General features: G+C 49.8%; 2 tRNA genes and 2 rRNA genes. All 4 read left to right on the top strand.

Annotated elements, in window-relative coordinates:
- A 16S ribosomal RNA gene (locus IE092_RS18615) occupies nucleotides 1–884 on the top strand; the annotation flags it as partial.
- A gap of 102 nt (nucleotides 885–986) precedes the next feature.
- Nucleotides 987–1,063, top strand: a tRNA-Ile gene (locus IE092_RS18610).
- Nucleotides 1,064–1,088: 25 nt separating this feature from the next.
- A tRNA-Ala gene (locus IE092_RS18605) sits at nucleotides 1,089–1,164 on the top strand.
- 333 nt (nucleotides 1,165–1,497) lie between these two features.
- A 23S ribosomal RNA gene (locus tag IE092_RS18600) occupies nucleotides 1,498–2,335 on the top strand; the annotation flags it as partial.

Below are 2,335 nucleotides of genomic sequence, written 5' to 3'. Positions count from 1 at the left end.
GAGTGTGTCAGAGGGGGGTAGAATTCCACGTGTAGCAGTGAAATGCGTAGATATGTGGAGGAATACCGATGGCGAAGGCAGCCCCCTGGGATAACACTGACGCTCATGCACGAAAGCGTGGGGAGCAAACAGGATTAGATACCCTGGTAGTCCACGCCCTAAACGATGTCAACTAGTTGTCGGGTCTTAATTGACTTGGTAACGCAGCTAACGCGTGAAGTTGACCGCCTGGGGAGTACGGTCGCAAGATTAAAACTCAAAGGAATTGACGGGGACCCGCACAAGCGGTGGATGATGTGGATTAATTCGATGCAACGCGAAAAACCTTACCTACCCTTGACATGGCAGGAATCCTGAAGAGATTTGGGAGTGCTCGCAAGAGAACCTGCACACAGGTGCTGCATGGCTGTCGTCAGCTCGTGTCGTGAGATGTTGGGTTAAGTCCCGCAACGAGCGCAACCCTTGTCATTAGTTGCTACGAAAGGGCACTCTAATGAGACTGCCGGTGACAAACCGGAGGAAGGTGGGGATGACGTCAAGTCCTCATGGCCCTTATGGGTAGGGCTTCACACGTCATACAATGGTACATACAGAGGGCTGCCAAACCGCGAGGTGGAGCTAATCCCAGAAAGTGTATCGTAGTCCGGATTGGAGTCTGCAACTCGACTCCATGAAGTTGGAATCGCTAGTAATCGCGGATCAGCATGTCGCGGTGAATACGTTCCCGGGTCTTGTACACACCGCCCGTCACACCATGGGAGCGGGTTCTGCCAGAAGTAGGTAGCTTAACCGTAAGGAGGGCGCTTACCACGGCAGGGTTCGTGACTGGGGTGAAGTCGTAACAAGGTAGCCGTATCGGAAGGTGCGGCTGGATCACCTCCTTTCTAGAGCGTCGCGCAAATTAAGTGTTCACGTTTATTGGCTGTTGTAGAGTAAGAGAACGGTTGTGTTCGGGAGGACAAAGGCCGGACACCGCTGAAGAAAGCGGGTCTGTAGCTCAGCTGGTTAGAGCACCGTGTTGATAACGCGGGGGTCGTTGGTTCGAGCCCAACCAGACCCACCAATAGATATTGGTGTAGTAGGAAACTGGGGGTTTAGCTCAGCTGGGAGAGCACCTGCTTTGCAAGCAGGGGGTCGTCGGTTCGATCCCGTCAACCTCCACCAAGTTTTACGAAGGTAAAACGAAAGGATAAACGTAAGCGAAGAGCAGTGAAGACGCTTAGGTTTGGACTTTCAAAACGAAAGACAAGAAGTTCTCGATCTTTAACAATTCAGAAGACAAAGTAGTAATAATCATGAAATGAATCGGAGATTAGCGCAAGCTGATCGAAGATAAACGGTAATGATTGTATCTTACAAACAAAGTAGTAAGAGTGATCCAAGCGAATCTCGCAAGAGATTCAGAATGCGACACTTGCGCTACGGCGAACAAGCTAAATCAAACTCATAGTCAAGAACTGTAACCGTCCTTTGAGCAATCAAAGACTAAAGTTATAGGGACAAGTGACTAAGTGCATATGGTGGATGCCTTGGCGATATCAGGCGATGAAGGACGTAGTAGCTTGCGATAAGCTGCGGGGAGTGAGCAAACACACATTGATCCGCAGATTTCCGAATGGGGAAACCCGGCCGTAAGGTCATCGTACACTGAATACATAGGTGTACGAAGCGAACGTGGCGAACTGAAACATCTAAGTAGCTACAGGAAAAGAAATCAACCGAGATTCCCAAAGTAGTGGCGAGCGAAATGGGAAGAGCCTGCAAGAATTAGCATCTGGGATAATAGAACGGAATGGAAAGTCCGGCCAAAGAGGGTGATAGCCCCGTATATGAAATTCCAGATGTGGTACTAAGCTTGCGACAAGTAGGGCGGGACACGTGAAATCCTGTCTGAACATGGGGGGACCATCCTCCAAGGCTAAATACTCGATATCGACCGATAGTGAACCAGTACCGTGAGGGAAAGGCGAAAAGAACCCCGGAAGGGGAGTGAAATAGAACCTGAAACCGTATGCATACAAACAGTAGGAGCCTCGCAAGGGGTGACTGCGTACCTTTTGTATAATGGGTCAGCGACTTACATTCAGTGGCAAGGTTAACCAAATAGGGGAGCCGCAGAGAAATCGAGTCCGAATAGGGCGAATCAGTCGCTGGGTGTAGACCCGAAACCAGATGATCTACCCATGGCCAGGTTGAAGGTGCGGTAACACGCACTGGAGGACCGAACCCACTAATGTTGAAAAATTAGGGGATGAGCTGTGGATAGGGGTGAAAGGCTAAACAAATCTGGAAATAGCTGGTTCTCTCCGAAAACTATTTAGGTAGTGCCTCATGT

The sequence above is a fragment of the Cognatundibacterium squillarum genome (genome assembly GCF_014652435.1).
Taxonomy (GTDB): domain Bacteria; phylum Pseudomonadota; class Gammaproteobacteria; order Burkholderiales; family Burkholderiaceae_D; genus Undibacterium; species Undibacterium squillarum.
This window is presented reverse-complemented; position numbering and strand designations above follow the sequence as displayed.